The organism is Kitasatospora sp. Ki12, from assembly GCF_054601375.1.
Genome location: NZ_BAAIHT010000001.1, coordinates 3,127,393 through 3,152,408, shown reverse-complemented (window position 1 = coordinate 3,152,408; position 25,016 = coordinate 3,127,393). Strand labels below are relative to the sequence as shown.

The 25,016-nt window shown below is 73.5% G+C and carries 18 protein-coding genes and 1 tRNA gene; 8 read left to right on the top strand and 11 right to left on the bottom strand.

All coding sequences use genetic code 11. From position 1 onward, the window contains the following. Positions 1-192: 192 nt before the first annotated feature. Positions 193-1,854, bottom strand: coding sequence for a glucose-6-phosphate isomerase (gene pgi / locus ACYP53_RS13930; RefSeq protein ID WP_189919397.1), 1,662 nt, complete (start codon positions 1,852-1,854; stop codon positions 193-195). 190 nt (positions 1,855-2,044) lie between these two features. After that, positions 2,045-3,628, bottom strand: a complete 1,584-nt coding sequence (locus ACYP53_RS13925; RefSeq protein WP_189919395.1) for a Na+/H+ antiporter — start codon at positions 3,626-3,628, stop codon at positions 2,045-2,047. Positions 3,629-3,815: 187 nt separating this feature from the next. On the opposite strand from ACYP53_RS13925, the gene ACYP53_RS13920 reads away from it, so the two are divergent. The 3 genes from ACYP53_RS13920 to ACYP53_RS13910 all read left to right on the top strand — a co-directional run bounded on the left by ACYP53_RS13920 (position 3,816) and on the right by ACYP53_RS13910 (position 5,726). Further along, complete coding sequence (locus ACYP53_RS13920; protein ID WP_189919393.1) at positions 3,816-4,724, top strand: NADP-dependent oxidoreductase; 909 nt, start codon at positions 3,816-3,818, stop codon at positions 4,722-4,724. 101 nt (positions 4,725-4,825) lie between these two features. Then, positions 4,826-4,899: transfer RNA gene (locus ACYP53_RS13915), tRNA-Lys, on the top strand. 164 nt (positions 4,900-5,063) lie between these two features. Next, positions 5,064-5,726 (top strand): DJ-1/PfpI family protein, encoded by a 663-nt coding sequence (locus tag ACYP53_RS13910; protein ID WP_459647547.1) that lies wholly within the window; start codon positions 5,064-5,066, stop codon positions 5,724-5,726. Positions 5,727-5,773: 47 nt separating this feature from the next. Here ACYP53_RS13910 and ACYP53_RS13905 read toward each other — a convergent pair whose 3' ends face one another. Next, complete coding sequence (locus ACYP53_RS13905) at positions 5,774-6,964, bottom strand: MFS transporter (RefSeq protein WP_459647546.1); 1,191 nt, start codon at positions 6,962-6,964, stop codon at positions 5,774-5,776. 95 nt (positions 6,965-7,059) lie between these two features. Next, on the bottom strand, positions 7,060-8,739 hold the full coding sequence (locus tag ACYP53_RS13900; protein ID WP_459647545.1) for a chitinase: 1,680 nt from the start codon (positions 8,737-8,739) through the stop codon (positions 7,060-7,062). A 212-nt stretch (positions 8,740-8,951) separates the two neighbouring features. Between ACYP53_RS13900 and ACYP53_RS13895 the strand changes: the two genes are divergently transcribed. Then, a complete protein-coding gene (locus ACYP53_RS13895; RefSeq protein ID WP_459647544.1) occupies positions 8,952-12,221 on the top strand; it encodes a S41 family peptidase in 3,270 nt (1,089 codons plus the stop codon). Positions 12,222-12,288: 67 nt separating this feature from the next. Here the strand turns inward: ACYP53_RS13895 and ACYP53_RS13890 are convergent, their stop codons facing one another. Next, positions 12,289-12,519, bottom strand: coding sequence for a hypothetical protein (locus tag ACYP53_RS13890; RefSeq protein ID WP_189919377.1), 231 nt, complete (start codon positions 12,517-12,519; stop codon positions 12,289-12,291). 150 nt (positions 12,520-12,669) lie between these two features. Between ACYP53_RS13890 and ACYP53_RS13885 the strand changes: the two genes are divergently transcribed. Further along, the gene (locus ACYP53_RS13885; RefSeq protein ID WP_459647543.1) at positions 12,670-13,449 is read left to right on the top strand and encodes a phosphoribosyl-dephospho-CoA transferase MdcG domain-containing protein; all 780 of its coding nucleotides are present in this window, start codon (positions 12,670-12,672) and stop codon (positions 13,447-13,449) included. A gap of 133 nt (positions 13,450-13,582) precedes the next feature. Continuing rightward, on the top strand, positions 13,583-14,227 hold the full coding sequence (locus ACYP53_RS13880) for a dihydrofolate reductase family protein (protein ID WP_189919373.1): 645 nt from the start codon (positions 13,583-13,585) through the stop codon (positions 14,225-14,227). 89 nt (positions 14,228-14,316) lie between these two features. Here the strand turns inward: ACYP53_RS13880 and ACYP53_RS13875 are convergent, their stop codons facing one another. The 4 genes from ACYP53_RS13875 to snpA (ACYP53_RS13860) all read right to left on the bottom strand — a co-directional run bounded on the left by ACYP53_RS13875 (position 14,317) and on the right by snpA (ACYP53_RS13860) (position 19,043). After that, a complete protein-coding gene (locus tag ACYP53_RS13875) occupies positions 14,317-16,398 on the bottom strand; it encodes a phosphocholine-specific phospholipase C (protein ID WP_459647542.1) in 2,082 nt (693 codons plus the stop codon). Positions 16,399-16,609: 211 nt separating this feature from the next. After that, positions 16,610-17,269: a pentapeptide repeat-containing protein gene (locus tag ACYP53_RS13870; RefSeq protein WP_189919369.1), complete on the bottom strand. Its 660-nt coding sequence runs from the start codon at positions 17,267-17,269 to the stop codon at positions 16,610-16,612. Positions 17,270-17,403: 134 nt separating this feature from the next. After that, positions 17,404-18,027: a snapalysin gene (gene snpA / locus ACYP53_RS13865; protein WP_189919367.1), complete on the bottom strand. Its 624-nt coding sequence runs from the start codon at positions 18,025-18,027 to the stop codon at positions 17,404-17,406. 365 nt (positions 18,028-18,392) lie between these two features. Continuing rightward, on the bottom strand, positions 18,393-19,043 hold the full coding sequence (snpA, locus tag ACYP53_RS13860; protein ID WP_459647541.1) for a snapalysin: 651 nt from the start codon (positions 19,041-19,043) through the stop codon (positions 18,393-18,395). Between the two features lie 225 nt (positions 19,044-19,268). Here snpA (ACYP53_RS13860) and ACYP53_RS13855 point away from each other — a divergent pair, with 225 nt between their 5' ends. Beyond that, positions 19,269-20,285, top strand: coding sequence for a LysR family transcriptional regulator (locus tag ACYP53_RS13855; RefSeq protein WP_189919363.1), 1,017 nt, complete (start codon positions 19,269-19,271; stop codon positions 20,283-20,285). Here ACYP53_RS13855 and ACYP53_RS13850 read toward each other — a convergent pair. Next, positions 20,282-21,496 (bottom strand): low temperature requirement protein A, encoded by a 1,215-nt coding sequence (locus tag ACYP53_RS13850; RefSeq protein ID WP_459647540.1) that lies wholly within the window; start codon positions 21,494-21,496, stop codon positions 20,282-20,284. The genes ACYP53_RS13855 and ACYP53_RS13850 overlap by 4 nt on opposite strands. Before the next feature lie 497 nt (positions 21,497-21,993). Beyond that, complete coding sequence (locus ACYP53_RS13845; RefSeq protein WP_459647539.1) at positions 21,994-23,697, bottom strand: ABC transporter family substrate-binding protein; 1,704 nt, start codon at positions 23,695-23,697, stop codon at positions 21,994-21,996. Positions 23,698-24,034: 337 nt separating this feature from the next. On the opposite strand from ACYP53_RS13845, the gene ACYP53_RS13840 reads away from it, so the two are divergent. Beyond that, positions 24,035-25,015, top strand: a complete 981-nt coding sequence (locus ACYP53_RS13840; protein WP_189919356.1) for an ABC transporter permease — start codon at positions 24,035-24,037, stop codon at positions 25,013-25,015. The last annotated feature ends 1 nt before the right edge of the window (position 25,016 follow it).

Genomic DNA, 25,016 nt, shown 5'->3' with positions numbered 1-25,016 from the left:
CCTCCGTCGGACTCTTAATCAGCGGGTCCGGGGTTCGAGTCCCTGGCGGCGCACAGACAGCCGGAAGGCCCCTTGCGAAAGCAGGGGCCTTCCGGCGTTTTCGGCTTCCTGTTCCCGGAACACGGGACGGCCGGAGCACGGGACGGCCGCGCAACCGGACCGCCCGCCGGAGCGGACGGCCCGGCCGGGGGCTCAGCGGCCGCGCAGCGCCCGGTAGCGGGCGACCAGCTCGGCGGTGGAGCTGTCCAGCTGCTCGGCGCCCTCGCCGGTGAGCAGCACCGGCTCGATCCGCTTGGCGAGTACCTTGCCCAGCTCGACGCCCCACTGGTCGAAGGAGTCGATGTTCCAGATCGCGCCCTGGACGAACACCTTGTGCTCGTAGAGCGCGACCAGCTGGCCGAGCACCGACGGGGTCAGCTCGCCGGCCAGGATCGTGGTGGTCGGGTGGTTGCCCTTGAAGGTCTTGTGCGGGACGAGCTCGGCGGGCACGCCCTCGGCCGCGACCTCCTCCGGGGTCTTGCCGAAGGCCAGCGCCTGGGTCTGCGCGAAGAAGTTGGCCAGCAGCAGGTCGTGCTGGGCGACCAGGCCCGGGAGCAGGTCGGCGACCGGCCGCGCGAAGCCGATGAAGTCGGCCGGGATCACCTTGGTGCCCTGGTGCAGCAGCTGGTAGTAGGCGTGCTGGCCGTTGGTGCCGGGGGTGCCCCAGACCACCGGGCCGGTCTGCCAGTCCACCGGGGTGCCGTCGCGGGTCACCGACTTGCCGTTGGACTCCATGTCCAGCTGCTGCAGGTAGGCGGTGAACTTGGACAGGTAGTGCGAGTACGGCAGCACCGCGTGCGCCTGGGCGTCGAAGAACGCGCCGTACCAGACGCCCAGCAGGCCGAGCAGCAGCGGGACGTTCTGCTCCGCCGGGGCGGTGCGGAAGTGCTCGTCGACCAGGTGGAAGCCGTCCAGCATCTCGCGGAAGGCGTCCGGGCCGATGGCGATCATCAGCGAGAGGCCGATCGCCGAGTCGTAGGAGTAGCGGCCGCCGACCCAGTCCCAGAACTCGAACATGTTGGCGGTGTCGATGCCGAAGTCCTGCACGCCCCGGGCGTTGGTGGACAGCGCGACGAAGTGCTTGGCCACCGCCTCGGTGCCGGCGCCCAGGCCGTCGAGCAGCCAGTCGCGGGCGGAGACCGCGTTGGTGATGGTCTCGATCGTGGTGAAGGTCTTCGAGGCGACGATGAACAGCGTCTCGGCCGGGTCGAGGTCGCGGACGGCCTCGTGCAGGTCGGCGCCGTCCACGTTGGAGACGAAGCGGACCTCCAGGTCGCGCCGGGTGAACGAGCGCAGCACCTCGTAGGCCATCGCCGGGCCGAGGTCGGAGCCGCCGATGCCGATGTTGACGACGGTGCGGATCCGCTTGCCGGTGTGGCCCGTCCACTCGCCACCGCGGACGCGCTCGGCGAAGGCCGCCATCTTGTCGAGGACGGCGTGCACGGCGGGCACCACGTTCTCGCCGTCGACCTCGATCACGGCGTCGCGCGGGGCGCGCAGCGCGGTGTGCAGGACGGCGCGGTGCTCGGTGTTGTTGATCTTCTCGCCGCGGAACATCGCGTCCCGCAGCTCGGCGACGCCGGTGGCGGCGGCGAGTTCGCGCAGCAGCGCCAGCGTCTCGTCGGTGACCAGGTGCTTGGCGTAGTCGACGTGCAGGTCGCCGACCCGCAGGGTGAGGCGGCGGCCGCGCTCCGGGTCGGCGGCGAACAGCTCGCGCAGGTGGGTGTCGCCCAGCTCGGCCCGGTGCTTGGCCAGGGCGGCCCACTGCGGGGTGCGGTCCAGCGGGGTGCGGGCGTCGGCGCGGGTCTCCGACATCGGTGGGTCCTCGATTCATCTGGGTGCAGGAACCGGCAGGGCCAGGCGTGAGCCCTGGGAAAGGCGAGGGTCTCTGTGCGAGGTCGTGCGGGTACTGGTGGTGCGCCGACTCCGTTGACGGCCTGCCCGGGTTCAGCCTATGCAACCCCGGGGGCGGTCGCGCACATTCCGCCCGCGGGCGGACGACTCGTCACTTCCGCTCCGAGCGCAGGTCGAGGCCGCGCAGCACCTGGTCGACCAGTTCCGGGTCGGCGCCGAGCTCGCTGCGGGCGGCGAGCATCTCGCGGCGGGAGGCGGCGATCATCTCCTGCTCGACGTCCCGGGCGGCCCGCCACTGGGACAGCCGCAGCTTGGCCTCGGCGGCCTCCTCCTCGGCGTAGTTCTCCGGGCAGAGCCGGGCCAGCCGGTCGTGCTGACGGTCCCGCAGCCGGTCGGCGACCTCGACGGGCAGCCGGTCCTGCTCCTCCAGCTCGCCGAGCCGCTTGAGCCCGGCCTTCGCGGCCCGCCACCAGAGCTGGCGGACGGCCTGCTCGTGGCGGTCCTGGTCGATGTCCAGCCGGAGCCGCTTGGCCAGCCAGGGCAGGGTCAGGCCCTGGACCAGCAGGGTGAAGAGCACCACGCTGAAGGCGATGAAGACCAGCCGGCCGCGCTCGGGGAAGTCCTCGCCGGAGTGCAGGGTGAGCGGGATGGCGAGCGCCAGGGCGACGGTGGCCACCCCGCGCATGCCGGACCACCAGAGGACCACGCTCTCCTTCCAGCTGAACGGGGTGTCCTCGTCGTCGCCGCTGCGCAGCTTGCGCGACACCCAGCCGGCCGGCAGCAGCCAGAGCAGCCGGACCCCCACGACCACCACGATCACCACGGCGGCGTCGCCGATGAACCCGGTCCAGCCGCTGCCGGCCTCCTTGAGCACGGTGGCCAGCTCCAGGCCGATCAGGCCGAAGGCGACGCCGGTGATCAGGATCTCGACCACCTCCCAGAAGGCGTTGCCGACCAGCCGGTAGGAGACGGCGTCGGCGTCGGTGGCCCGCTCGGCCAGGTAGAGCGCGCAGACCACGACGGCGAGCACGCCCGAGCCGTGGATCTCCTCGGCGACGGTGTAGGCGGCGAAGGGCACCAGCAGGTTGAGCGCGACCTGCTGGGTCGGGTCGTCCAGCCGCTCGGCGAGCTTGGCGTTGACCCAGCCGAGCACCACCCCGACGACCACGGCCAGCACCGCCGACAGGACGAAGCGCAGCACCGCGTGGCCGACCGAGAAGTCGCCGCTGACCACGGCCTCGATCGCCAGCGAGTAGATGACGATCGCGGTGACGTCGTTGAACAGGCCCTCGCTCTCCAGGATCGCCACCAGGCGGCGGGGCAGGCCGACACTGCCGGCCACCGCCACGGCGGCGACCGGGTCGGGCGGGGAGACCAGCGCGCCGACCGCGATGGCCGCGGCGAGCGGCAGGGCGGGCAGCAGCCAGTGCACCGTACTGGCCACCGCGACGGTGGTGACCACCACCAGGGCGACGGCCAGCAGCAGGATCGAGCGGACGTTGGCCTTGAAGTAGCGCACCGAGGAGCGCCGGGCGACCGCGAAGATCAGCGGCGGCAGGACCAGCGGGAGGATCAGCTCGGGTTCGATGCTGACGTCCGGGATCTGCGGGACGAGCGCCATGACGATGCCGAGCAGGGTCATCAGGACCGGCTGCGGCACTCCCGTCTTGCGTCCGAGCGGCATGGTGACCACGGAGGCGAGCAGCACCAGGAAGAACAGGGGCAGCTGGCCCACGGGGAGGTTCCTCTCGACGACGGACGGCTGAGCGCCGTCCAGGATAAATCTGACAATGCGCCCATCGGTGAAGACGCGCCGAACAAGGACTTGACCTCAAGTGGACTTCACGTCCGAGGATGGGGCCGGTCGACGGGAGCTGTCGGGCAGTCGAGCGGTCCAACGGTCGAGAGGGCGGGGAGCAGACATGAAGGCGGTCACGGTGACGGGGTCCGGCGGTCCGGAGGTCCTGCGGGTCACCGAGGTGCCCGATCCGGAGCCCGGCCCGGGCGAGGTGCGGGTGCGGGTGTACGCGGCCGGGGTGCAGCCGGTGGACCTCGCGATCCGGGAGGGGTTCCGGCCGCCGGGGCTGACCGTCGAGCCGCCCTTCGTCCTCGGCAACGAGTTCGCCGGGGTGGTGGACCGGCTGGGACCGGACAGCGGGGACTGGAAGGTCGGCGACGAGGTGATCGGCTTCCGGCTGCTGGACAGCCACGCCGAGCTGGTCACGACGGACGCCGCCCAGCTGGTGGCCAAGCCCGCCGGGATGCCCTGGGAGCAGGCCGGCTCGCTCTCCGCCTCCGGCCAGACCGCGCACACCGCGCTCGACCTGCTCGGGGTCGGCCCCGGCGACACCGTCCTGGTGCACGGCGCCTCGGGCGGGGTCGGCACGGTCGCCGTCCAGCTGGCCCGGGCCCTGGGCGCCACCGTGGTCGGCACCGCGAGCGAGCGCAACCACGCGTACCTGCGCGAGCTGGGCGCCGTCCCGGTCGCGTACGGGGAGGGGCTGGCCGAGCGGGTCCGGGCGGCCGCGCCGCAGGGGGTGACCGCGGCCTTCGACGCCGCCGGGCGGGGCGCGCTGGAGGCCTCCGTCGAGCTGGTCGCCGACCGGGAGCGGATCGCCACCGTGGTCGACTTCGAGGGCGCCGCACGACTGGGCGTACGGGCCGTCCGCACCCTGCGCACCGCCGCCCGGCTGACCGAACTGGTCCGGCTGTGGGAGGCGGGCGGGCTGCGGCTGGAGATCGCCGAGGCCCTCCCGCTGGAGCGGGCCGCCGAGGCCCACCGGCTGGTCGGCACCGGGCACGTCCGGGGCAAGGTGGTGCTGACCATGTGAGCCCCGGGGCCGGACCGCGCGATCGGCCCGGAGGAACGGGGGACCTCCGGGCCGATTGTGTGTTTCGGCCGCTGACCAGGTAATGTTCTCCACGTCAGCAGGCGCCGCTAGCTCAGTTGGTTAGAGCAGCTGACTCTTAATCAGCGGGTCCGGGGTTCGAGTCCCTGGCGGCGCACAGACAGCCGGAAGGCCCCTTGCGAAAGCGAGGGGCCTTCCGGCGTTTCGGCGTACCCGCGCGGCGGTTGGCGTACGGTCCACGCGGCGCACCGCCCCAGCGGTGGCAGGAAAGGTGGGCCACAGGTCATTGCTGCCACCCCGGCCCGCTGACAGGCTGGCCGCATGGGAGCACGCACCGTGCTGGTCGTCCTCTACGAGGGCGTGCAGAGCCTCGACGTGACCGGCCCCGTGGAGGTGTTCACAGGCGCCGGCAACGCCTCCGGGCGACCGGGGGCGTACCGGGTGGTCACCGCCTCGCCGGGCGGCCGCCCGGTGCGCTGCACCAGCGGGCTGCGGCTGCTGCCGGACACCGGCCTCGACGCGGTCGGGCCGGTGGACACCCTGCTGGTCCCCGGCGGGCCGGGCACCCGGGCGCGGCTCTCGGACGGGCCGGTGCTGGAGTGGCTGCGGGCCGTGGACGCGACCACCGCCTGGACCACCTCGGTCTGCTCCGGTTCGCTGGTGCTGGCCGCCGCCGGGCTGCTGGCCGGCCGGCGGGCCACCTCGCACTGGGCCTGCCTGGAGGAGCTGGGCAAGCTCGGGGCCGAGCCCACCGGCACCGAGCGGGTCGTGGTGGACGGCAAGTACGCGACCGCGGCCGGGGTCTCGGCCGGGATCGACCTGGCCCTGTCGCTGACCGGCCGGCTGGCCGGGGACCCGGTCGCGCAGTCGATCCAGCTGCTCATCGAGTACGACCCGCGGCCGCCGTACTCGGCGGGCTCCACCGCGAGCGCCCCGGCCGAGCTGGTCGCCCGGATGCGGGCGAACGGGCTGGCGATCGGCTGACGATCGGCTGACGACCGGCTGACGGAGGCGAACGGGCGGGCGCACGGCTAGCCGCGGACCGGGGGGAAGGCGTGGCGGCGGGCGCCGGCGACCACCGCGAGGACGGGCAGCATCAGCGCGAGGACCGTCCAGGGCAGGGCGCCGGCGCCGAGCCGGCTCAGGACGACGCCGCCGGCCACCCCGCCGCCCGCCATCGCGGCGTTCCACAGGGTCACCAGCACGGCCTGGGCGGCGTCCGCCTGCTCGCCTCCCGCGTCTCCGAGGGCGGTCTGCAGCAGGGTCGGGGCGCCGCCCCAGCCCAGGCCCCAGAACGCCGCCGCCAGGTACACCAGCGGCGCGTCGCCGGAGCGCACCGCGAGGACGCCCGCCGCCACCGCGACCAGCAGCGCGCCGCCGATCGTCAGCCGCCGCAGCCGGCGGTGGATGTGGGCGCCGGTGAGCCAGATGCTCGCCAGCGAGGCCAGGCCGAAGACCAGCAGCACGGTGCCGGTGGCGCCGCCGAGGCCGGCCCGGTCGAGCAGGGGTGCGATGTAGGTGAACAGGATGGTGTGCGCGAGCACGAAGAGCACGGTCACGGTGAGCACCGGCCGCACGCCGGGCACGGTGAGCGCGCGCCGGACCGGGGCCCGCTCGCCGTCCGGCTGCCCGGGCTGCTCGGGCAGCATCGCCGCGATCCAGCCGATCACGACGACCGCCAGTGCCGTCATGGCCAGGAAGGGCACCCACCAGGCGAGGATCCGGCCGAGGAAGGTGCCGACCGGCACTCCCAGCGACAGCGCCACCGGCACCCCCGCCATCGCCACGGCCATCGCCCGGCCCTGCTGCTCGACCGGCACCAGCCGGCGGGCGTACCCGGCCAGCAGGGCCCAGGCGAGGCCGGCCGCCACGCCCGCGAGGAAGCGGGCGGCCATCGTGAGCGGGTAGTCGCCGGAGACCGCGGTCACCGTGTTGGCCACCGCGAAGCCGCCCATCGCGGTGAGCAGCAGCCGCTTGCGGTTCCAGCCGGCGGTGGCCGCGGTGAGCGGGATCGCGGTGACCGCGGTCCCGATCGCGTAGACCGTGACGGTCTGCCCGGCGGCCGACTCGCTGACGCCGAGGGACTCGCCGATGCCGGGCAGCACCCCGGCGGGCAGGGTCTCGGTGAGCGCGGTGACGAAGACCGCGGTGGCCAGGGCGAGCAGGGCGGGGAGCGGAAAGGGCTTGCGGGGTACCGGAGTCGGGAGCTGTGTGGTCGCCATGGGGACCATGCTTGGACCTCACACCGGTGTCAGGTTCAAGCACGGCGTCAGGTTCAAGCACGGCCCCGTGGACGTTCCGGCCGGCGGGTGCCGGGTCAGCGGCCGAAGTAGCCGTCGAAGTTCCTGGAGAACTCCTGGCCGCCGAACCGGTCCCAGTTGATCGACCAGGTCATCAGCCCGCGCAGGTTCGGCTGGGCGCCCGAACGCGGCACGTACGTCCCGCAGTTGGTGAGCTTGGTGAGGCAGTCCAGCGCCTTGTCCACCTCGGCGGGGGCGATGTAGCCGTTGCCCGCGTTGGTGGTGGCCGGCATGCCGATGGCGACCTTGGCGGCGGGCAGCGCCGGGAACACGTTGTTCGCGTTGCCCGCCACCGGGAAGCCCTTGAGCAGCATGTCGGTCATCGCGACGTGGAAGTCGGCGCCGCCCATCGAGTGGTACTGGTTGTCCAGGCCCATGACGGAGCCGGAGTTGTAGTCCTGGACGTGCAGCAGGGTGAGGTCGTCGCGCAGCGCGTGGATGACCGGCAGGTACGCCCCGGCCCGCGGGTCCTGGCCGCCCCAGGGGCCGGATCCGTAGTACTGGTAGCCGAGTTGGACGAAGAAGGTCTCCGGCGCCATGGTCAGCACGAAGCCCGCGCCGTACTTGGCCTTGAGGGTCTTCAGCGCGGAGATCAGGTTGACCACGACCGGGCTGGTCGGGTTCTTGAAGTCGGTGTCGCCCGTGTTGAGGGAGAGCGAGTGGCCCTCGAAGTCGATGTCCAGGCCGTCCAGACCCCACTTGTCGATGATCGCCGAGACCGAGCTGACGAAGGCGTCCCGGGCGGCGGTGCTGGTCAGCTGGACCTGGCCGTTCTGGCCGCCGATCGAGATCAGCACCTTCTTGCCCCGGGCGCGCTTGGCCGCGATGGCGGCCTTGAAGTCGGCGTCCGACTCGACGGTCGGGCACTCGGTGACCGGACAGCGGTTGAAGCGGATGTCGCCGGAGGTGACGGAGGTGGGTTCGCCGAAGGACAGGTCGATGAAGTCCCAGGAGTCCGGGACGTCGGCCATCCGGGTGTAGCCGGAGCCGTTGGCGAAGCTCGCGTGCAGGTAGCCGACCAGGGCGTGACTGCCGGCGGGCGGGCTGGTCGGGGTGCCGGTGGGCGTGCCCGTGGGGGTGCCCGTCGGAGTACCGGTGGGCGTGCCCGTGGGCGTCGCGGTCGGCGAGGTGGTCACGGTGGGCGTGGGCGTGGGCGTCGGGCTGGGGGCGCCCGGGCCGTCCAGCGAGACGTCGTCCGCGTAGTAGGTCCCCTGGCCGTACCAGCCGTGGGTGTAGACGGTGGCGCTGGTCTGGTTGGCGCCGGTGGTGAAGCTGACGCTGAGCTTCTGGTACGAGCCGCCGGTGCCGGGCGTCCAGGTGCTGGGGCCGCCGTCGACGCCCAGGTAGACGTAGGAGCCGTTGACGTACGCGCTGAGCGTGTACGTGGTGCCGGGGGCGACGGTGACGGTCTGGCCGCACTGGGCGGTGTCGCCCGACGAGGCCGCGGCGGCGAGCGCCCGGCTGCCGCCGTGCACCGGGCTGGTGACGACGCTGCCGGAGCCGCCGGTGCAGCTCCAGGGGCCGAGCGAGCCGGATTCGAAGCCGCCGTTGACCAGGAACTCGCCGGCCGAGGCGGCGGGGGCCAGGCCCAGGGTGACGCCGACCAGGGTGGCCGCGGCGACGGCGGAGGCCGTGCCGGCGGCGAGCGCGGCACGGCGGTGGGCCCGGCGAACGGGCGAGTAGCGGGGTCTGCGCATGCGGGTGCTCCTGCGATGGCGCGGTCGTGGGGGACGTCCGAGGGCACGCCGGAGCACGCGCCAGTGGGGGGAACGGCCCGGCCTGGCACCCTAGTTGGACTAGACCACTGAAGTGGATCCGGCTGTACGGTGTCAATGGTCCAGACCGGTTCGGGGCCTCCTCGCCCGCCGTTCCGGTTGCCGGGTGTGACACCCCGTCGAAGGATGGAGGGGTGACCCCGCCCGGCTACCTCCGCCACCCCCACCTGCACGGCGGCCTGCTCACCTTCACCGCCGAGGACGACGTCTGGATCGCCCCGCTGGACACCGGGGGCACCGTCACCGGACGGGCCTGGCGGGTCACCTGCGACCGCACCCGGGTCAGCCACCCCCGCTTCTCCCCCGACGGCACCACCCTCGCCTGGACCGGCTGGCTGAGCCTCACCCCCGAGGTCTGGGCCGCACCCGTCGACGGCGGCGAGGCGCACCGGCTCAGCTTCTGGGGCAGCCAGGACACCCGGGTGCGCGGCTGGCTGCCGGACGGCGAGGTGCTGGCCGTCACCTCCTTCCACGAGCCCTTCGGCCACTACACCTGGGCGCACGCCCTGCCGCCGGACGGCTCCCCCGGCCGCCGGATGCCCTGGGGGCCGGTCGGCGACGCCCAGATGAGCCGGGAGCGCACCGTCCTGCTCACCGGCGCCGCCCCGCACGAACCGGCCGCCTGGAAGCGCTACCGGGGCGGCGCCGTCGGCCGGCTCTGGGCGGACGGCGAGCGGATCCTGCCCGACCACACCGGCCACCTCGCCTCCCCGATGCCGGTCGGCGGGCGGATCGCCTTCCTCTCCGACCACGAGGGCGTCGGCAACCTCTACTCCTGCCGCCCGGACGGCACCGACCTGCGCCGGCACACCGACCACGCCTCCTACTACGCCCGCGAGGCCGCCACCGACGGCACCCGGATCGTCTACCAGCACGCCGGCGACCTCTGGCTGCTGGACGGCCTGGACGCCCCCGCCCCGCACCGGCTGCACGTCCCGCTCGGCGGCGCCCGGGCCGGCCGCCGCCCGTACCAGGTCGGCGCCGCGACCCAGGTCAAGGACCTCGCCTGCGACCGGACCGGCCGGGCCGGGGTGATCACCGTGCGCGGCAGCCAGTACTGGCTCACCCACAAGGACGGCCCGGCCCGCGCGCTCGCCGACACCCCGGGGGTGCGGACCCGGCTGCCGGTCATGCTCGGGCACACCGGCGAGGCGGCCTGGATCACCGACGCCGAGGGCGCCGACGCGATCGAGGTGCTGCCACTGCCCGGCCACGAGGCCGCCCCCGAGCACGGGCACGAACACGAACACGGTCACGCCGGCACGGCCACCCACGCGGGCGGGGACCGCCACCGCCACCGGGTGCTCGCCGCCGGCCGGCTCGGCCGGGTCCTGGAGCTCACCGCCTCCCCCGACGGCAGCCGCCTCGCCGTCTGCGCCTCGGACGGGCGGCTGCTGCTGGTCTCCGCCGCCGACGGCGAGGTCCGCGAGCTGGCCTCCTCCGCGTACGGCCCGGTCTCCAGCGCCCGGTTCTCCCCCGACTCGCACTGGATCGCCTGGTCCCAGCCGGTCGCCGGACGCTCGCTGCGCCGGATCCGGCTCACCCGCACCGGGGCGCCCGCGCCGATCACCGAGGTCACCGACGGCCGGTTCGAGGACGAGCAGCCGGTGTTCACCCGGGACGGCCGCTACCTGGCCTTCCTGTCCTGGCGCGGCTTCGACCCGGTCCACGACGTGCACACCGGCGACCTCTCCTTCCCGCTCGGCTGCCGCCCGTACCTCGTCCCGCTCACCGCCGACACGCCCTCGCCGTTCTCCGCGCCCGCCGAGGAGCCCGCCCCGCGCGGGGACGGCGGCGGCGACGGCACCGTCCTGGTCGAGCCGGAGGGCATCGGCGAGCGGCTGCTGCAGTTCCCGGTGATCGCCTCCAAGTACTCGGCCACCGACGCGGTGCGCGGCGGCCTGGTCTGGCTGCGCTGGCCGATCTCCGGCACCCTCGGGCAGACCTTCGCCAGCCCCGAGGACACCTCGGGCCGCCCCTCGCTGGAGTACTTCGACCTGGCCCGGGGCACCCGCAGCACGCTGGTGGACAAGCTGGACGGCTACGCGGTCTCCGGGGACGGCGGCTCGGTCGCCGTCTACTCGGCCGGGACGCTCCGGGTGGTCCCGGTCTCCGCGCCCTCCGCCGGCACCGGCGTCGACCTGCGCCGGATCACCCACACCGTGCACCCGGCCGCCGAATGGCGCCAGGCCTACCACGAGGCGGCCCGGATCGTCCGGGACCAGTTCTGGGACGCGCGGATGTCCGGCCTGGACTGGCCCGCCCTGGTCGCCCAGTACGAACCGTTGCTGGAACGCGTCTGCTCACCCGACGACTTCGCCGACCTGCTGCGCGAACTCCTCGGCGAGCTGGGCACCTCGCACGCCTACGTCACCACCTCCCGGCGCGCCGAGGGCCCGTCGCTCGCCCAGCAGCCACTCGGCCTGCTCGGCGCCAACGCCCGCCGCTCCCCCGACGGGCGCTGGCTGGTCGAGCGGGTGCTGCCCGGGGAGTCCTCCGACCCGCGCGCCCGCGCCCCGCTCGCCGCCCAGGGCGTCCGGGACGGCGACGAGCTGCTCGCGGTCGGCGGCCGCCCGGTGGACCCGGTGCGCGGACCGCTGCCCCTGCTGGCCGGCACCGGCGGCACCACCGTCGAACTGGCCCTGCGCACCGGACCGGACGGCCCGGTGCGGCGGATCGCGGTCACCCCGCTGACCGATGAACGGCCCATCCGCTACCAGGACTGGGTGACCAAACGCCGCGCCCTGGTACGGGAGTTCAGCGACGGGCGGTGCGGCTACCTGCACATCCCGGACCTCGGTGGCTCCGGCTGGGCGCAGTTCAACCGGGACCTGCGGCGCGAGCTGGACAAGCCCGCACTGGTCCTGGACGTCCGCGGCAACGCCGGCGGCAACGTCTCCGAGCTGGTCCTGGAGAAACTCACCCGGCACGTCCTGGCCTGGGACTTCACCCGGGACCGCCAGCCCGTCCGCTGGCCCCGGCACGCGCTGCGCGGCCCGCTGGTGGCCCTCGCGGACGAGGCCACCAGCTCGGACGGGGACGTGATCATCGCGGCCATCAAGCTGCTCGGGCTCGGACCGGTGATCGGCAACCGCACCTGGGGCGGGGTGGTCGGGATGTCCGGACGGCACACCCTCGGCGACGGCACCCAGATCTCGGTGCCGAAGAACGCCTCCTGGTTCAGCGGCGGGCTCGGCTGGTCGGTGGAGAACCGCGGCGTCGAACCGGACGTGCACGTGCTGCGCACCCCGCGGGACTGGGCCCGCGGGCGCCACCCCGAGCTGGTCACCGCCGTCCAGCTCGCCCTGGAACTACTGGAGGACGCGCCGGCCGCGGAGCCCCCGCCGGAGTCCACGCCCCGGCCGGACCTGCGGCGCCCGCCGCTGCCGCCGCGGGCGCGGTGACCAGCCGGGCCGGGTCCGCTCCTGCGGCGCCCGGCCCGGCTCAACCCCGGGGCTCAGTCCCAGGGCATCAGTCCCAGGGATCGCCCTCGGCGGTCATGTTCTCGGCGGCCCGCCGGTCGGCCTCCTCCTGGGAGAGGCGCTCCCGGGAGAGCCGGTCCTCGCTCTGGCGGGCGCGCTCGACGTCGTCGCCGAACGCGTCGGCGGCCTCGTCGTGGGCGAGGGCCGCCCGCTGCATGGCGTCCTCACCGGTGGCCTCGTGCTGCGGCGGCCGGTGGAACAGCCTGTCGAAGATGCCCATGACTCCTCCTCCTACGGACGGAATGTCGGAACTCCGGGCTGTCCCCCACTCTCACACCGGGCGCTCACGGACGCACGTTGAGCCTTTGGTCCCGGTGGAACGCGTCGAAGGGCCGTAGTCGGGGGCGCGGAGCGGGCGGAGGGTGGCGGTGTGAGGAACCCGATCGAGGAACTGCACAACGGACCGCGCCGCCGGGTCGGCCCGCTGGCCGCGCTGGACGGCCGGCTGCCCGGCGCGCACGACCTGCTGCTGATGCAGTGCCCCGGCTCGCTGCGGCCCCTCACCGGCGGCGAGCTGCCGGACTGGGCGCGCGCGGTGCTGCGGGCACACCCCTGGGTGACGGTCGGCCGGGCGCCCGCGGTGGTCGGCCACCCGGTGGACCCGCCGCACCCGCGGCAGTGCGCCCGGGACCCGGAGGCGGCGCCCGAGCTCTGGTCCCCGGTGACCGTGCGCGGCCCGCGCCCCGGACAGCGGCTGGACGCGCTGGCCCCCTGGGCGGCGGTGGCCCGGACGCTGCGCCCCGAGCAGCTGGTCGAACGGCGCGCCCGCCTGGCCCCCGAGCGGCTCACCACGATCCCGGCGCTGGCCCTGCTGCCGGAGGTCGGCCGGCTGGTGGCGGACCACCGGCTGCCCTGGGGCCCGATCGGCGCGGCCGGCTACGAACTGGGCAGCGGGGTGCCGGTCACCGGACCGCTCAGCCCGCTGCGGCTGGTGCTGCGCGCCCCGCAGCCGGTCAGTCGGCGCGACGCGCTGCAGCTGCGGCGGGCGCTGAGCAAGCTGCCGCTGCCGGTGCAGGCCGAACTGGAGACCCGGCACGGCTCGGTGCAGCTGGCGGAGTACGCGGCCGGGCAGCCCGCCCTCACCCTGCTGACGCCGTACGGGCCCCGGGAGGTCCACGATCCGTGGTTCCCCCGGGGCCCGTACCTGTGAGCGATGACGCCGGCTCCGCCCCCCGGTCGGAAAATGGTCCGGGGCCGATGTCAATCCGGCCGGGTCCGCTCCGACGTCATGGCGTGCGGCGCCCCGCCGCGCGACGACACGGACGGACCGGACGAGGGAACCCATGGATCAACTGCTCAGAGTCATGAACTTCAACGTCTCCAGGGACGGCATCGGCGCCGGTGAGCACCAGACCTTCGAGCGGCCGTTCGGCCAGGACCGCCCCGAGCGGCTGTTCGGCTGGGCCGGAGCCACGGCGAGCTGGCCCATGCGCACGGATGCCGGGGGGAGCCGTGGTCTCGACGACTACTTCACCCGGGACTTCGCCCGCAACATCGGTGCCGAGATCATGGGCCGCAACAAGTTCGGGCCGCAGCGCGGGCCGTGGCAGGACCACGAGTGGCGCGGCTGGTGGGGTGACGAGCCCCCGTTCCGCACCCCGGTGTTCGTCATGACCCACCACGAGCGCCCGTCGTTCACGCTCTCCGACACCACGTTCCACTTCGTCGACGCCGACCCGGCCACCGTCCTCGCCCGGGCGCGGGAAGCCGCCGGGGGCAAGGACGTGCGACTCGGCGGCGGGGTCACCACCATCCGGCGGTTCCTCGACGCCGACCTCGTCGACACCCTGCACGTGGCGGTCTCGCCGGTGGAGCTCGGGTCCGGCCTGCGGCTCTGGGAGTCCCCCGACGAGCTCCTCGACCGCTTCCACTCGGAGGTCGTGCCCAGCCCGAGCGGCGTCACGCACCACCTGTTCTGGCGGAGGTGACGACCTGGCCCGGCGGAGGTGACGCGAGGCCCCTGGAAACCGCCCTGCCGGGTGGTGGGGCCTCGCGTTCCGCGCGGTGCGGGCGGCCGTCAGCCGCTGACGCTGGGGGTGCCGGTCTCCAGGTGGCCGGTGAACCGCTGCGACCAGCTGCTGTCCGCGTCCACCGTCACGGTGAGGTCGTACCAGCCGTCGGTGTAGGCCACCACGTTGAAGAAGTCGCTGACGCTGCCGCCGGCCGGCACCTGGTACGTCCAGGGGCCGTCCGTCCGGTAGTTGTTCGACGCGATGGTGAAGGTCATCGGCGTGCCGCCGTTGTTGGCCAGCTTGAAGTAGACGGCGAGCTTGCCGGTACCCGGCTCGACCGCGTACGAGGCGGTGACGGCCGCGTTCTTGCCCGCCTTGGTGGCGTCGCCCTTGAAACGGCGCAGGAAGCGGTTGGGGCCGACCACCGTGAGGTCGTACGGGCCGCCGCCGAAGCCGGTGCCACAGTTGAAGAAGTCGCTGGTGCTGCCGCCCGGGTCGACGGTGTACTGCCAGGGGCCGCCGCTGCGGTAGGCGTTGGCGTAGGCGGCGAAGTGCGCGGACTTGGCGGCCGCGGCGCCCTGGTTGGCCATCGCGATCCAGACCTTCATCACCCCGCCGGAGCCGAACTCCAGGTGGTCCAGGTTGGCGTTCGGCTGGTACGGCAGGGCGCGGGCCGGGCGGGTGCCGGACTCCTGCACCGGGAGCTGGTTGTTCACCGGCGCCGGGTTGGGCAGCGGGCCGCAGGCGGACAGGCCGATGGTCTGCGAGGTGTCGGGCAGCGCGGGCAGGCCGTACACCGGGTTGGCGAAGTCGAACACGCTGGTGAGGTCGCCGCAGACCCGGCGGCGCCAGTCGCTGATGTTGGGGCTGGTGGCCGGCGTGCCGAGGGCGGCCGTCCAGACCTCCAGGAAGCGCAGCACCGAGGTGTGGTCGAAGGTCTCGGAGTTGACCCAGCCGCCGCGGGTCCAGGGCGAGATCGCGAGCATCGGGACGCGGAAGCCGAGCCCGATGTTGGTGCCGCTGTAGAACTCGCCCGGGGTGCCGGCCGGGGCGACCGGCGGCGGGACGTGGTCGAAGAAGCCGTCGTTCTCGTCGTAGTTGACGAACAGCACGGAGGAGTCGAAGACGGCCGGGTCCGCGTTGAGCGCGTCGATCACCATGTGGACGAAGTGCGCGCCGTCGGCCGGGGTGGCGTACGGGTGCTCGGAGGAGGCCTGGTCCGGGACGATCCAGGAGACCTGCGGGAGGGTGCCGGCCAGCACGTCGGCCTTGATCGCGGCGGCGATGTCGTCCGGGGTCCGGCCGGTGACCTTGGGCACCGAGCCCATGCCCTTGACGGCCAGCGGGCTGCCGGCCGGGGCGCCCGAGAACTGGCTGAAGTAGGCGAGGGCGTTGTCGCCGTAGTTGTCGGCGGCGTTCTGGTAGACCTTCCAGCTGACGCCGGCGGCCTCCAGGGCCTCGGCGTAGGTCTGCCAGCGCAGGCCCTTCTCGTCGCCGCCGTCGTAGGCCGGGCCGCCGGCGGTGCCGGCCGGGTCGATCTGGCCGGACCAGTGGTAGGTGCGGTTGGGACCGGTCGCGCTCAGCACCGAGCAGTGGTAGGCGTCGCAGACGGTCCAGTTCTCGGCCAGCGCGTAGTGGAACGGGATGTCCTGGCGGGTGAGGAAGCCGAGCGTGCGCACATTGCCCTTGGCGGCGACCCAGGAGTCCATCTTGCCGCCGTTCCACGCCTTGTGCTGGTCGCTCCAGCCGTGGCTGAGGTCACCGTTGCACTGGGCGAGGCGCTCGGGGTCGGCGCCGCCGGCCGGCTTGGTCTGGCTGAACTGCCACGGGTACTGGCGGGAGAGCAGGCCGTTGGGCTGGTTGAAGACGCTGTAGCCGCCGGAGATCTGGATCGCGCTGCGGTCGGCGAAGCCGCGTACCCCGCGCAGCGTGCCGAAGTAGTGGTCGAAGCTGCGGTTCTCCTGCATCAGGATCACCACGTGCTTGGCGTCGGCGATGGTGCCGGTGGTGGCGAGCGCGGTGCCGACGGCGGGCGCGGTGCCCGCGGCGCCGGGGGCGGCCCCCGCCGCACCGGTGCCGGCCACCGCGAGACCGGCCGCGGCGGCACCGGACAGCGTGACGAACTTCCTACGACTCAGCTCGGCCATCAGCCCGGCCCGTCCCTTCGCTGGCGATGTTGTTCACACAACTCGGCTCACTCGATCGCGGAGCAGTCTCCCCCTCCGGCGGAGCGGACCACCAGAGGCGTGCGGCAGGTTTGGCGGACTGTTCGTCCGGGGGTCACCGAGCGACGCGGGGCTGAACGCACGACGGAATCGCCGGGGAGGGCCGGCGGACTGGGGCGGCGGGCAGGGGCGGTCAGCGGTCCTGCACGTCGATGCCCAGTGCCTGGGCGAACTGCGGTGCCAGCTCCAGCAGTTGGGTGGAGCTGATGACCGCGCCACGCAGCCCCTGGTGGCCGTCGGCCAGCCCGAGCCGGACGGCGCCGCGCAGATCGGTCCCGCTCAGCGTCGCACCGCGCAGCCGGACCTCCTCCAGCGTCGAGCCGGGGAAGGACACCCCGGTCAGCTTCGCCTCGCCGAAGTCCACGTCGCGCAGCAGGCAGTCCTCGAAGACCACGTCCCGCAGGACGGCGGAGCGCAGGTTGACCGCCTCCAGCTTGCAGCCGCGGAACACCACCCGGCGCAGCGCCGAACCGTACCCGGCGACCCCGGCCAGCACCCCGCCGACGAAGGCGCTGTCCTGCCACTCGGTGTCGCTGAGGTCGCAGGCCACCCAGCGGCCGGCCTGCACCCAGACCTCGTTGAACCGGGCCTGGCGCAGCTTGACCCCGCTGAGCGCGACACCGGTGAAGGCGCACTCCAGGAAGGCCGCCCCGGCGCCCGACTCGTCGGTGTGCTCGCCACCGTCGAAGTGCGCGGTGTCGTACCGCTCGTCGCTGCGCAGCGGCCCGGTGTGCGGGCGCAGCAGCTCGGCGTACGGGAGGTCGGTGAGCTGGTCGGGGACGGTACGGGCCATGGCGGCACACCTCGCGGTCGGGGGCGGACTGGTCTCGCCCGCATGCTCGCACGCGGCACCGACAGCGCCGCTTCGGCCACGCACGCCGGCCCGGCCGCAGCGGTGTGCGGCCGGGCCGGGGCTCAGCGGTGGGGTCAGCCGCGCGCCCAGAGGGAGTTGACGCGGCTGCGCTCGGTGCTGTTCGGGTAGGGGTTGGTGCAGGAGGTGCCGGGGCCGCCGCCCGACATCAGCTCGCTGCACGGGCCGGAGTAGTGGTCCGGCAGGCCGAGCACGTGCCCGGTCTCGTGGGCGGTCACCCGCACCGAGTTGTACTGCCGGTTCTGCTGGTAGTCGAGGAAGATGTAGCCGCGCCCGTGCCCGTCGGTGCTCGCGTACGAGCCGCGGCTGTCGTTGCCCTCGTAGTACTTGAAGTCGGCGGCCGAACCGGAGCGCAGCTGGACGTTGGCGACCGAACCGTTCCAGATCTGCGCGGCCTGGGATATCTGGTTGCGGAAGGTCGGGGCCGAACTGGCGTCGTAGGTGACCACGACGGTGGCCAGGCCGGGGTTGGCGGCCTGCTTGGCCTTCGCGGAGGCCATCACCGCCTGGAAGAACGCCTGGTTGTCCGCGGTCTCAACGGCCGAGCCGGCGTACGTCGAGGCGGTGTAGCCCTGCGCGGCCGGGGCGGCCGGGGCGGCGGCCGCGGCCGTGGCCGGCAGCACGGCGAGGCCGGCCGCGAGCGCGAGGCCGAGGGCGGCGGACAGCATGGATCGCTTCATGGTGGGGGCTCCGATTCCTGTGGTGCCGTGGCCGGATTGGGGGCCGGCCCTGGGGGACACCTGGTCAACGGGTGATGTCCCCAGAGCTTCGGGCAGCCCGGCGGGCGGGCGGATGATGTCAATCCGCGATAGCTCCGTGCAATACCCCTGCGTCGGCCAGGAATTGACGCGTCTTTTCCGTACCTTGACCCAACCGTGCCCCTGGCATTCCGTTCCGGCGGGGGCTAGGCTCCGAAGCGGGGAAGTACCCGAGCGGCGGGCCGCTTGATTCCGGCCGAGCGGCCCGCCGCGCCCGGCCCCGCCCAGCGGACGGGGCCGGTTGCACCGCCGCGGGGCGGTCGGCGCGGGTCACCGTCCCGGCGGGGTCAGTGGACCGCCGCGAGACCGTTCGCCCAGAGGTAGTCGACCTGGCTCCGCTCGTCGGCGTCGGGGTAGGGGTTGGTGCAGGAGGGGCCGGGGCCGCCGCCCGACATCAGCTCGCTGCACGGGCCGGAGTAGTCGTCGGGCAGGCCGAGCACGTGCCCGGTCTCGTGGGTGGTGACGCGCACCGAGTCGTACTCCTGGTTCTGCTGGTAGTCGAGGAACACGTAGCCGTGGCCGTGGCCGTCGGTGCTCGCGTAGGAGCCCTGGCTGTCGCTGCCCTCGTAGTACGAGAAGTCGCCCTGGCCGCCGGTCTCCTGGAGCCGCACGTTGCGCACGGAGCTGTTCCAGATCCGCGCGGCGGTGGCTATCTGACTCGCGAAGGAGGGCGCGTTGCCGGTGTCGTAGGTGACGGTGACGGACCGCAGCCACGGGTCGGCGGCCCGCTTGGCCTTGACCGAGGCCACCACGGCCCGGAAGAAGGCCTGGTTGTCGGCGGCCTCCGCGGCTCGCGCGGCGGCACCGGCGTGTGCCGCCGGGGTGTAGCCCTGGACGGCCGCGGGCGCGGCCGGCGCGGCGACTGCGGTGGTGGGCAGGGCGGCGAGGCCGGCCGCGAGGGCGAGGCCCAGGGCGGCGGACAGCACGGATCGCTTCATGTGGGGGCTCCGGATTCGCGGTGCGCCGCCTCGCCGGAGCCGGTGGGGGCCGGGTACGGCGGTGGCGCACGGTGGGGGCCGCCCCGGTCGGCGGCCGGGGCGGGTTGCTGCCCCCGAGCTTCGACCCGCCCGGGCCCGCCACGGATGATGTCAACCGGCGATAGCCCCGTCGCATACCGGTGGGGTCCGCCGTGGCTTGTCCCGGCTCAGACTTGATTGACTGTCATGTCCTTGGCGAGGAGGCTCGATGGCGTCTATGCTCCCGACGTGGAGCTCGACGTGAGACACCTCCGGGTGCTGTGCGCGATCGCCGACAGCGGCAGCCTCCGCAAGGCCGCGCTCCAGCTCGGCATGACCCAGCCCTCCCTCACCACCCAGCTGCACCGCATCGAACGGTCCATCGGCGGCACCCTGTTCACCCGCGAGCAGACCGGCAGCCGGCCCACCGCGCTCGGCCACTCGGTGCTCTCCCGGGCCCGGCCGGTGATCACCGAGATGGCCGCGCTGGTCGCCGCCGCCCGCCAGGAGGCCCGCGACGCGAGCGGGCCCGGCCGGCAGCGCCGGCTGCGCATCGGCAGCGTCGGCAGCCGCGCGGTCGCGGCCTGGCTGCGCCGGGTGCACGACCGGCTGCCGGACACCGACACCACCATCCACGTCGACGTCTCCGCCAGCGCGCTGCTGCGGATGGTCGCCGCCGACCAGCTGGACGTGGCCTTCGTGCACGAGAGCGAGGGCTTCCCGCTACGGGTGCCGCCGGACGCCGAACAGCGGGTGCTGATGGCCCGCGAGCCGCAGTACGTCGAGCTCGCCGCCGGGCACCCGGCCGCCACCCGCCCGGTCGTCCGGCTCACCGACCTCGCCGAGGACACCTGGATGGTCGACCCGACCGCCGACCACGAGTACGCGGCGATGCGCCGGGTGTTCAGCGAGGCCGGGCTCAACCCCCGGGTGCTGCAGGTGCGGGACAACGCCACCGCCGCCGAGCTGGTCGCCTCCGGCGAGGCCGTCCGCCCCTGCCAGCCCACCTCCCCGCCCGGCCCCGGCACGGTCGTCCGCCCGGTGGACGGGGACCCGCTGGCCGTCCGGCTGCTGTTCACCTGGCGACCGCGCGCGCTCAGCCCGCCCGCCCTGGACGCGCTCTACGGCGAGCTGCGCGCCGCCTACCTGGACCTGGCCAAGGTCAACCCGGCCTACCTGGCCTGGCTGACCCGGCACGAACCCGTCCTGCTCGGGCGGGGCTAGAGCCGGGCCCCGGCCCGGCTCTCCCGGCCGTGGACCAGCACGCCCGCCGCCACCATCAGCGCGCAGACCAGGCCCGCCGCGAGCACCCCGGAGCCGCCGAAGGCGGTGCAGGCCAGCACCAGCGCGGCCCCGGCCGGCGCCAAGGCCTGGGCGAGCGCGCCGCGCTTGGTGTGCCGGGAGTGCAGGAACCAGACCGTGACCAGGTAGACCGCGGTCGGCACGGTGACCGTCGCGGTGGCGGCGGTCTCGGAGATCTCCGCCTTGTGCACCGCCGACTCCACCGCCACCTCCAGCCCGGCGCCGATCGCCGCCGCCGAGCCGAACACCAGGTAGTGCCCGTACCCCCAGGCGAAGGCCTGCCGGTTGGAGCGCAGGTGCTCGTGGACGGGCCGGGCGAAGTAGATCCACCAGGCGGCGAAGCAGATCAGCAGGCCGCCGACGGCCACCGGCACCAGCCTGCCCAGCTCCTCGTGCTCGTCGACCGCGGACTGCACCGCGACGGTCGCCGCCGCCACCGTCTCGCCGAGCACGATCAGGGTGAACAGCCCGTACCGCTCGGAGATGTGGTGCGGGTGCCAGGAGGTCTGCATCCGCAGCTCCGCGATCACCGGCACGGCCAGCTCGCACAGCACCCCGACCGGGATGACGTACGGGCGGGCGCCGTGCGGCAGGAGCAGCAGCACCACCCAGCCGAGCTGGCAGACCGTGATCCCCACCGCGTACCGCACCGCGACCCGGCGGGCCTCGCCCTGCTCGCCGGCCGCCGCGCGCAGCCACTGGGTCACCATCGCGAGGCGCATCACCACGTACCCGGTGATCGCCAGCGCCAGGTCCTGGGTGGCGAACAGCCGGGGCACCCCGGCGGCGAGGATCAGCACCCCGGCGATCTGCACCAGCGTGGTGATCCGGTACGGCACGTCGTCGCAGTCGTACGCGGAGGCGAACCAGGTGAAGTTCATCCAGGCCCACCAGATCGCGAAGAAGGCCAGCGCGTAGCCGCGCAGCCCCTCCCCGTAGTGCCCGGCCGCGAGGGAGTGGGCGAGTTCGCGCCCGGCCTGGCCGACGGCGACGACGAAGCAGAGGTCGAAGAACAGTTCCAGCGGGGTGGCGACCCGGTGCGGCTCGTCGCGGTCGCGCGGGATCATCGGGCGCACCGGCGGCGGGTCGACGTGCTGGGCGCGGGGTGCCGCGGCGGCGGGGTCACTGGCCATCGGGGCTGCTCCGGGGTCGGGAGGGCGGGTCGTCCCGCGCATCCTGGCAGCGCCCCGGGCCCGGCGCACGCACCGGCGCGGCGCGCGCGCCGGGCAATGCGCCGGTCGGGGGCCGGTCGGGGACCTGGGGCCGCGCCGACGGGGCCCCGGGGCAGCCCCGCCTCAATGACCCCGTATGTCCCTTTTTTCCTTGCCGTCAGCCGTAGTTGACGCTCCGGTGCGCGAACCGGGTGACAGCGCGGCGGGTTTCCGGGCGCGCCCCGCGCGCTGCGCCGCGAGGGGCCCCGGCGCCGCTAGATTCATCCCGGTCGGAAGGACGCGGGCCCTGCGGGGCCCCATGACACGGGCGGCCTGCGGGCAACGCGGAAGGTCAAGGCGGGTGGCGGGACAGCGGGGGCGGCGGAGCCGACCTTCCCGTGTCCGCGCCACCGGCCTCGTGATCACCGCGCTGCTCGCCAGCGCCTGCCGTGCGGCCCGGCCCGCCGCGTGCGCGGCGGTTACTTCTCCCAGCCGACCTTGGAGTAGTCCACGCCGGCCAGACCGAACGCGCCGTAGTTGGCCAGGCCCTTGCGGGCCGCCACCACGGTCGGCCGCTGGTAGAGCTCGACGGTGTGGCCGAGCTCCCAGATCTTCGCGTCGGCCTGGTTGTAGAGCTTCGCGGCCTCCGCCGGGTCGAGCGTGCCGGCCGCCTTCTTCAGCAGCGCGTCGATCTCCGGCGTGCCGAGCTTCGAGAAGTTGCCGAAGACGTTCTCCCCCACCGGCAGGCGGAAGTTGAGGAGGGAGCTGGAGAGCGGGAACGAGTCGGTGTTCCGCCAGCTGGCGATCTCGAACTTGCCCGGGTTCACGTACTTGGTGAAGAAGTCGTTGGAGGGGACCTTGTCGAGGTCGACCTTGACCCCGGCCGTCAGCCACATCGCGGCGGCGGCGGTGGCCAGGTCCAACTGCGCCTGCGGGGTGGCGTCGTTGACGACCCAGTGCAGCTCCAGCTGCTTCCCGTCCTTGGTGCGCGGCTGACCGCTGCCCGCCTCCTTCCAGCCCGCCTCGTCGAGCAGCTTCTTGGCCGCGCCCAGGTCGAACTTCGCCCAGTCGCCGGAGTTGTCCTGGTAGCCGGTCTGGTTGGGCATGATGATGTGGTTGCCGAGCGGCTTGAACTCCACCGGGACGCCGTTGTTCGCGATCTTGATCAGCGCCGAGCGGTCCAGCGCCCTCCCGAGCGCCTGGCGGACCTTCTGGTCCGCCAGCGCGCCGCCCTGGCCGAACGAGATGTGCACCTCGTCCCACGGACTGGCGGTGCGGATCACGGCGTCCTTGGAGTCCTTGAGCTGCCCGTACGCGGCGGCGGTGCCGGCCGTGGCGTAGTCGATCTCGTTGTTGAGGAACGCCTGGGTGGTCGCCGACTGGGACATCACCCGGAAGGTGATCCGCTCGGCCTTGGGCTTCGTCCCCCACCAGGCCGGGTCCGGGACCAGGGTCAGGGTCTGCGCGGTCTTGTCCGCGGTCCCGACCTTCAGCGGGCCCGCGGTGATCGGGATCTTCTCCACCCAGCCCTGGTTGAAGTCGTCCGGGGTCCCGATGCCCGCCGCCGGGATCAGCGGGCGGAACAGGTTCTGCCAGTCGGCGTACGGCTCGGAGAAGGTCACCTTGACCTCGGTCGGGTCCGCTCCCTGCTCGACGGCGGAGATCAGCTCGTAGCCGGCGGAGTCGGCGATGTTGTAGCCGTCCTTCTTGCCGTTGCTGGCCTCCCAGTCCGCCTTGAAGTCCAGGTAGCTCAGCTGCTTGCCGTCCGACCACTTCGCCTTGGGGTTGAGCTTGTAGGTGATCACCTGCGGGGAGGTCGAGGTGACCTTGGCCTCCTGCAGGTAGTCGGTGACCGGCTGGAAGTTGCCGGCGGCGTCGGTGGTGAAGAGGTCCGGCTCCAGCGTGCGCATGATCTCGACGGCGTCGCCGTACCGGCCGTCCACCTGGAACGGGTTCCACTGGGTGATCCACTGGTACAGCGGGAAGCGCACCTCACCGCCGTCCTTGACCTGGTCCAGCGGCTTGGCGTTGATGTCCTGGGAGTCCTGTCTCGGCGGCTCGCTCTTGGCCACGCCGTCTCCGGATCCGCCCCCGCCCGAGGTGCACGCGGTGACCGCCAGCGCGGCGGCGACGGCGAGGGCGGTGGCCCGGCCGAGGCGGCGAGCCGTGGTGGAAGCGTCCATGAGGGTCCCCCTGGTGAGGTCTGCGGAACAGGAGTTGCGGCGCGACAGGCATGACCCGGCTTGAGCGTGGGCACTCAATCCGGCATCGAGCCAGAGGAACGTAACAGCGGATCAGACCGGCCACCAGGGGGAGGAGCGCACACCTGATCCAAACGTCACCTGCGGCAACGCTGCCGCAACACGCCCGCTGTCCCCGGGTGCTTCACTCTGACCTGCGCTTTCCCGACTCCCCTGCCACCTCCGCCACCTGACGCCCGATCCGGGCCCCGACCGAAGGCCACCACCCGATGCCCACCAGACGCGTCGGCCCCGCCCCCGCCACCCCGGGCGGCCGCTGATGCTCCGCTACCTGGCGAAGCGCCTGGGCTACTACACGGCGCTGCTGATCGCCGCCGTGTTCCTGGCGTACGCGATATCCGCGACCGCCCTGCAGCCGCGCACCTACTTCGACGCCAAGGTCCCGCGCCCGGCCGCCGAATCGGTCGAGCACCAGCTCACCGCGCTCAACCTGAACGACCACACCCCGGTCGTCGAGCGCTTCGGCCACTGGGCCGGCGGGCTGCTCCACGGCGACCTCGGCCGGACCATCCACGACACCCCGGTCTCCGACGACTTCGGCCGCCGGGTCTGGGTCTCGCTGCGGCTGCTGCTGCTCGGCAGCCTGCTCGGCATGGTCCTCGGCGTCGCCGCCGGGGCCTGGAGCGCCGTGCGCCAGTACCGGTTCTCCGACCGGCTGCTCACCGTGCTGTCCTTCGTCCTGCTCTCCACCCCGGTCTTCCTGGTCGCGCTGTTCCTCAAGAACGGCGCCATCGCCGCCAAGGACGCGGCCGGCCACGACGTGATCCCGTTCACCGGCTACGAGACCCCCGGACTCACCGGCGGCCTCGGCACCCACCTGGCCGACTGGGCGCTGCACCTGCTGCTGCCGACCATCTCGCTGGCCCTCGGCGGCCTCGCCACCTACAGCCGCTACCAGCGCGGCACCATGCTCGACGTGCTCGGCTCCGACTACCTGCGCACCGCCGAGGCCAAGGGCCTCACCCGCCGGCAGGCGCTGCTGAGGCACGGGCTGCGGACCGCCGTGATCCCGATGTCGACCATGTTCGCCTACAGCTTCCTGGGCATCTTCACCGGCGCGATCTTCACCGAGACGATCTTCGGCTGGCACGGCATGGGCGAGTGGCTGATCCAGTCGATCAACGAACAGGACGTCAACTCCGTCGTGGCCGTCAACCTGTTCACCGCCGTCGTCGTCCTCGCCTCCGGCTTCCTCGCCGACACCCTGCACGCCGCCCTCGACCCGCGCGTGCGGTCCTGAC

Bases quoted from the DNA above. Each gene is read 5' to 3' on its own strand.
- pgi (WP_189919397.1), bottom strand. From the start codon at position 1,854: ATGTCGGAGACCCGCGCCGACGCCCGCACCCCGCTGGACCGCACCCCG.
- ACYP53_RS13920 (WP_189919393.1), top strand. From the start codon at position 3,816: ATGAAGGCGGTCACGGTGACGGGGTCCGGCGGTCCGGAGGTCCTGCGG.
- ACYP53_RS13910 (WP_459647547.1), top strand. From the start codon at position 5,064: ATGGGAGCACGCACCGTGCTGGTCGTCCTCTACGAGGGCGTGCAGAGC.
- ACYP53_RS13905 (WP_459647546.1), bottom strand. From the start codon at position 6,964: ATGGCGACCACACAGCTCCCGACTCCGGTACCCCGCAAGCCCTTTCCG.
- ACYP53_RS13900 (WP_459647545.1), bottom strand. From the start codon at position 8,739: ATGCGCAGACCCCGCTACTCGCCCGTTCGCCGGGCCCACCGCCGTGCC.
- ACYP53_RS13890 (WP_189919377.1), bottom strand. From the start codon at position 12,519: ATGGGCATCTTCGACAGGCTGTTCCACCGGCCGCCGCAGCACGAGGCC.
- ACYP53_RS13880 (WP_189919373.1), top strand. From the start codon at position 13,583: ATGGATCAACTGCTCAGAGTCATGAACTTCAACGTCTCCAGGGACGGC.
- ACYP53_RS13875 (WP_459647542.1), bottom strand. From the start codon at position 16,398: ATGGCCGAGCTGAGTCGTAGGAAGTTCGTCACGCTGTCCGGTGCCGCC.
- ACYP53_RS13870 (WP_189919369.1), bottom strand. From the start codon at position 17,269: ATGGCCCGTACCGTCCCCGACCAGCTCACCGACCTCCCGTACGCCGAG.
- snpA (WP_189919367.1), bottom strand. From the start codon at position 18,027: ATGAAGCGATCCATGCTGTCCGCCGCCCTCGGCCTCGCGCTCGCGGCC.
- snpA (WP_459647541.1), bottom strand. From the start codon at position 19,043: ATGAAGCGATCCGTGCTGTCCGCCGCCCTGGGCCTCGCCCTCGCGGCC.
- ACYP53_RS13855 (WP_189919363.1), top strand. From the start codon at position 19,269: ATGTCCTTGGCGAGGAGGCTCGATGGCGTCTATGCTCCCGACGTGGAG.
- ACYP53_RS13850 (WP_459647540.1), bottom strand. From the start codon at position 21,496: ATGGCCAGTGACCCCGCCGCCGCGGCACCCCGCGCCCAGCACGTCGAC.
- ACYP53_RS13845 (WP_459647539.1), bottom strand. From the start codon at position 23,697: ATGGACGCTTCCACCACGGCTCGCCGCCTCGGCCGGGCCACCGCCCTC.
- ACYP53_RS13840 (WP_189919356.1), top strand. From the start codon at position 24,035: ATGCTCCGCTACCTGGCGAAGCGCCTGGGCTACTACACGGCGCTGCTG.